This is a genomic window from Rosenbergiella gaditana (assembly GCF_018494065.1).
Classification (GTDB): Bacteria; Pseudomonadota; Gammaproteobacteria; order Enterobacterales; family Enterobacteriaceae; genus Rosenbergiella; species Rosenbergiella gaditana.
Genome location: NZ_JABBFR010000042.1, coordinates 1 through 4,217, shown reverse-complemented (window position 1 = coordinate 4,217; position 4,217 = coordinate 1). Strand labels below are relative to the sequence as shown.

7 protein-coding genes are annotated in these 4,217 nt (G+C 42.4%); 6 read left to right on the top strand and 1 reads right to left on the bottom strand.

Annotation, left to right across the window (positions count from 1 at the left end; genetic code table 11):
- Positions 1–774 precede the first annotated feature (774 nt).
- From HH682_RS15240 to HH682_RS15225, 4 genes are all read left to right on the top strand, one after another.
- Positions 775–1,212 (top strand): hypothetical protein, encoded by a 438-nt coding sequence (locus tag HH682_RS15240; RefSeq protein WP_214238337.1) that lies wholly within the window; start codon positions 775–777, stop codon positions 1,210–1,212.
- 555 nt (positions 1,213–1,767) lie between these two features.
- Complete coding sequence (locus HH682_RS15235; protein WP_214238336.1) at positions 1,768–1,956, top strand: Rop family plasmid primer RNA-binding protein; 189 nt, start codon at positions 1,768–1,770, stop codon at positions 1,954–1,956.
- Between the two features lie 2 nt (positions 1,957–1,958).
- Complete coding sequence (locus HH682_RS15230) at positions 1,959–2,381, top strand: MerR family transcriptional regulator (protein WP_338049360.1); 423 nt, start codon at positions 1,959–1,961, stop codon at positions 2,379–2,381.
- A gap of 98 nt (positions 2,382–2,479) precedes the next feature.
- Positions 2,480–2,881 (top strand): ProQ/FINO family protein, encoded by a 402-nt coding sequence (locus HH682_RS15225; RefSeq protein WP_214238335.1) that lies wholly within the window; start codon positions 2,480–2,482, stop codon positions 2,879–2,881.
- 151 nt (positions 2,882–3,032) lie between these two features.
- On the opposite strand, the gene HH682_RS15220 is transcribed toward HH682_RS15225, so the two are convergent.
- On the bottom strand, positions 3,033–3,431 hold the full coding sequence (locus HH682_RS15220; protein ID WP_250318732.1) for a helix-turn-helix domain-containing protein: 399 nt from the start codon (positions 3,429–3,431) through the stop codon (positions 3,033–3,035).
- 189 nt (positions 3,432–3,620) lie between these two features.
- Here HH682_RS15220 and HH682_RS15215 point away from each other — a divergent pair, with 189 nt between their 5' ends.
- Positions 3,621–3,854: an AbrB/MazE/SpoVT family DNA-binding domain-containing protein gene (locus tag HH682_RS15215; RefSeq protein WP_214238334.1), complete on the top strand. Its 234-nt coding sequence runs from the start codon at positions 3,621–3,623 to the stop codon at positions 3,852–3,854.
- A complete protein-coding gene (locus HH682_RS15210; RefSeq protein ID WP_214238333.1) occupies positions 3,851–4,189 on the top strand; it encodes a type II toxin-antitoxin system PemK/MazF family toxin in 339 nt (112 codons plus the stop codon). Before HH682_RS15215 ends, HH682_RS15210 begins: the two co-directional genes overlap by 4 nt.
- The last annotated feature ends 28 nt before the right edge of the window (positions 4,190–4,217 follow it).

Below are 4,217 nucleotides of genomic sequence, written 5' to 3'. Positions count from 1 at the left end.
AACGGTATCTCAAGTAACGGGGAACATCAGTAAGATATTAAATATTTAAGATTATTTATTTTTTTGAATAAAAAAAACCGCCCAGCAAGGCGGTTTTTCTAAGGTTTTTAGAGCAGCAACTCATCAAACCTAGGTAACTTGCTTATGAGGAGCGAAGTCACCAAATTTGTAATGTTAGTTTAGCGTTATAATGCGACTAATATCAAGTTTTACTCCTCTCTGAAAGTTACCAATGGCTACTGCCAGTGGCGATAAGTCGTGTCTGTAAGGGTTGGACTCAAGTGATAGTTACCTTACATGGCGTGGTAGTCGGGCTAAACGGGGGGTTCGTGCAGATAGCCCAGCTCGGAGCGAACTGTCTAAGTGGAGTTGAGTGTCAGGCGTGGTATGAGAAACCGCAGCCATAATTGCGGATAGACACCGACAAACCATAAGACGGGAACACAGGAGCGCACGAGGGAGCCGCTAGAGGGAAACGTCTAGCATCTTTAAGCTGTGTCGGGTTTCGCCGCCTACTGATTTGAGAACCGAAAACGTCATGTTTTTGTGATACTCGTCAGGGGGGCGGAGCCTATGGTAAAACGCCCTTTCTTGTCTAACTCCCACAGCTTTAAAGCCTTGTTATACACAGAATCTGTGGGTAACTTTTAAAACACGCCGCCAACGCTCGCCGCAGTCTTTGACTAGCGTAGTCTGTCAAAGCGAGGAAGCGGAATATCGTAGGTCTTACCTTAGGCACTTACGCTCGATAGTGACATTAAGAGAGGGTTTTATATGAGTCTGTTCCGTACTGCATCAGCTAAAGATTACTCTTTTAATCCTGAATCGGGCTTTTGGGAATTGAGTTTTGATAGTAGGCCAGTCAGAGGGACTCGTTGTGATGATCCTGAACTTGGTGCTATCCAATACAATGAGGCGCGCGCTAACTTTAAAGCAAAGGTAAAAGATAGCGTTAAACCTGCTCACGTTCATGAGTTTGTTGAATTGGTAAAATGGGCGATTGATTCGGGTGATCTCGCACAGCGAAAAATTGTTTTAGAAATGCTTCAAGCTAAGTCATCTGATGACTATTCAGAGATTAAAGGTAGGGCATTGCGGATCATCCCAAGTCATTTCGATTTTGCGTATTACTGGACCGATAAGAAAGCTCAACGCTTTCGAGTTCCCGTTGAATTGCGGCAAGAACTAATTGCCTTAATTCAAGAGTCTTAATAGTTTACGCAGCGTAAACTATGTTGCTTTCTACCTCTTACTTTACCTCTTACTCTACCTCATCAACAGTACAGAGGTAGAGTAAGAGGTAAAGTAAGAGGTAATTGAGTCTTTTTTCCTTTTTTTTATTCACATATTGCACTGAAATGTCAAAAGCACGGTTATGATTTTCTGGACGAAAATCAAACCTTTAAGGGTGTACCACCCTCTCTGAATCCTCCTCGGCTGGACGCCGCTCCGTCATCAGATTCACCCAGCCCCGCCAGACGTCTTCGACGACTGACCAACCCCCTAAGACGCTGCACGATAAACCAGTTTCGCTTTAGGAGGTTGGTCAGTCGCCTTCGGCTCGACGGGGGGGCGTTGCCCCCACTGCGTAAATCGTCCGTGGGCGGACTTAAAAACGCTTGGGCGTTTTGTTACTTGTGGCTCCCCCAAGGCACATTTTTCTGGACGAAAAATGCAAACCCTCATTTGCCTGCTCTGTGTTTTGCCTTTAGCGTGAGACTGTCTGTAAGATGTTGTCATCCTTCTTCGATTATTTAGCGATGAATCATGACCAAGCAGCAAAAGAGTGCCGTAAACATGGCCAAATTCATTCAGAGCCAGACGTTGTTGCTCTTAGAGAAATTGAACGAGTTAGAGTCTGATCATGAAGCTGACTTATGCGAGAAGCTGCATGAAGATGCTGAGACACTTTATCGCCGGTTACTAACGGCTTTCCCTGACAATGATGGAGAGTAATTGTGGCTAAGGTATCAATCAGTGAGGCTGCGAGGCTTGCTGGAAAAAGCAGAACAACTCTGCACAGGTTGATTAAAACAGGTGAGTTGTCTGTAAGTACAGGTGATAGAAATGCGAAGATGATAGATATATCAGAGCTTGCGAGGGTTTTTCCTGATCTTAGAATTAATGCAGGTGAACATCATAATGAACAGGTGATTGAACAGCGTGTAACAGGTGGTGTTACAGGTGTTGAGCAAGAAAATTTAAGGCTAATGCAGGAAGTTGAACATCTAAAAACGTTGATTTCGTCTCAGCAGTCGCACATTGATAGTCTTAAGCAAGCGATGCTCCTTATTGAGCATAAGCAGCAGAGTGAACAGGTTAATGCAGAACCTGTAGCCCCAACAAAACTGCGATCGCGTTGGGTGTTCTGGCGTAAATAGGTTGTAAACCCTGTCAGGATTACATCCCGACACCCTGTAAACGCTTCACAGCCGAATAATAAATTTATTCGACCGTTCACCGTTATCTGGAGAGAGTTATGGCGTTATCCGAAGCTAAAAAACAGAAGCAACGTGAAGCGAAAGCGTTACTCGAAGGTTTCTGGGGGCAAGCATTCAAATTTAGCCAACCAAAGCCGCTTAAAGTCGGTATTCTCGAGGATATGGTTGAAGATGCTAAAGCTCGTAATTTACCGTTTGATCTGGAGATCATCAAAGCGGCTCTTAAGCTTTATGTTCACCGCTATCTCTATCAAAAAGCGGTCAGAAAAGGCTCTGAACGTATCGGATTAGACGGTCAACCGGCTGGCGAGATCACAGACGAGCAAAAAGCCTATGCCAAGACCCAAACCAAAAATCTGGATGCAGAGCAAAAGCGGAGGAAAAAGGCGTCTCAACCTCAAAATGAAGCCAAACCAGACGTTACGCAGTCTGATGCATAACCATTCACCCACTCAGAATTCATCTAAGCGATCCTAAGGCGTTTTGAGGGGGTAAGACGTGGGATTTTATGGGTTAGGGCGTTAAAACGCCCTGAGCGCGTTTTGGCGGTGCGCGAAATGAGGTGTTATGGTAAATGTCGCTATGTCATACCTAAATGGTTTCCTGCCGCATTTTTTGTAATTTCGCTATTAACGGCTCAACACTATAAATATTACTTTTCCCTACGTCTTTTGGTGATTTAGATCGTATTGTTTTTTTAAGTATTTTCTTTTTTTCGAGGCTATTTATAGTTCTCTGGACGGTGCGTGGATGCTGGTTAATTCTTTTGGAAAGAGTAGCTATTGATGGATACGCCTCAGTATCTGCATGGTGGATAAAAGACAATATTTGTATCAAAAGTAGCAACTCTGAGTTATTCAAATTTAGTTCTTTTTGTTTCATCAGCAATGAATTGGGAACTGTTGTCCATCCATCTTCTTCAAGAACACTATAGCCCCATTTTGAAAGTATAGAACTAGGTATTTTTTCTCTTGGAATATTATTTTCCATTTTAATCATGGCCTTACGCTAAGTGTTGAAAAAAAAAAAAAAAGAACACCTGCTAATACACTGAACTACGTTCAGTGTATTAGCACTTTTTAGGGTGGCGTTAACGCCACCATGTAAGTGTAGCATGCTGAGGGTGTATCATGCTCTCATTAGTTTATACATTGTTTATCTAAGTGTTTTGGAGGTATTATGTCTACGGCGATAAGTAAATGGGGCAACGCTGCTGGTTTACGCATCCCTCAGCCATTTCTAAAACAGATTGGTCTTGGTATTGGTGACTCAGTTGAGCTAAAAGTAACAGCAGACAATTGTCTCGTTATTAAAAAAACTGGGCCAAGTCTTGCAGATATGTTGAGTCGATGCACACCAGAGAATAGCCATATGGAATATTTTTGTGAGCCTATTGGTAAGGAAATTATTTGACTCAGTATTATCCATCTTGTGGTGATGTCGTCCTTATAGACTTTAGTCCGCAATCAGGTCATGAACAGCTTGGTAAAAGACCTGGTCTAGTTATATCGTCTAGTGATTTTAATAGAATTACTGGCTTTGCAGTCGTTTGTCCTATCACGAACCAGCAAAAAGGGTATCCCTTTGAGGTTATTGTTGAAGGCGCAAAAAAGACTACTGGTGTTATTTTATCTGACCAATTTAAATCCTTAGATTGGAACAGTAGAGGGGCAGTTACTGTTGATAGCGTTTCTAGTAAAACGGTATCTCAAGTAACGGGGAACATCAGTAAGATATTAAATATTTAAGATTATTTATTTTTTTGAATAAAAAAAA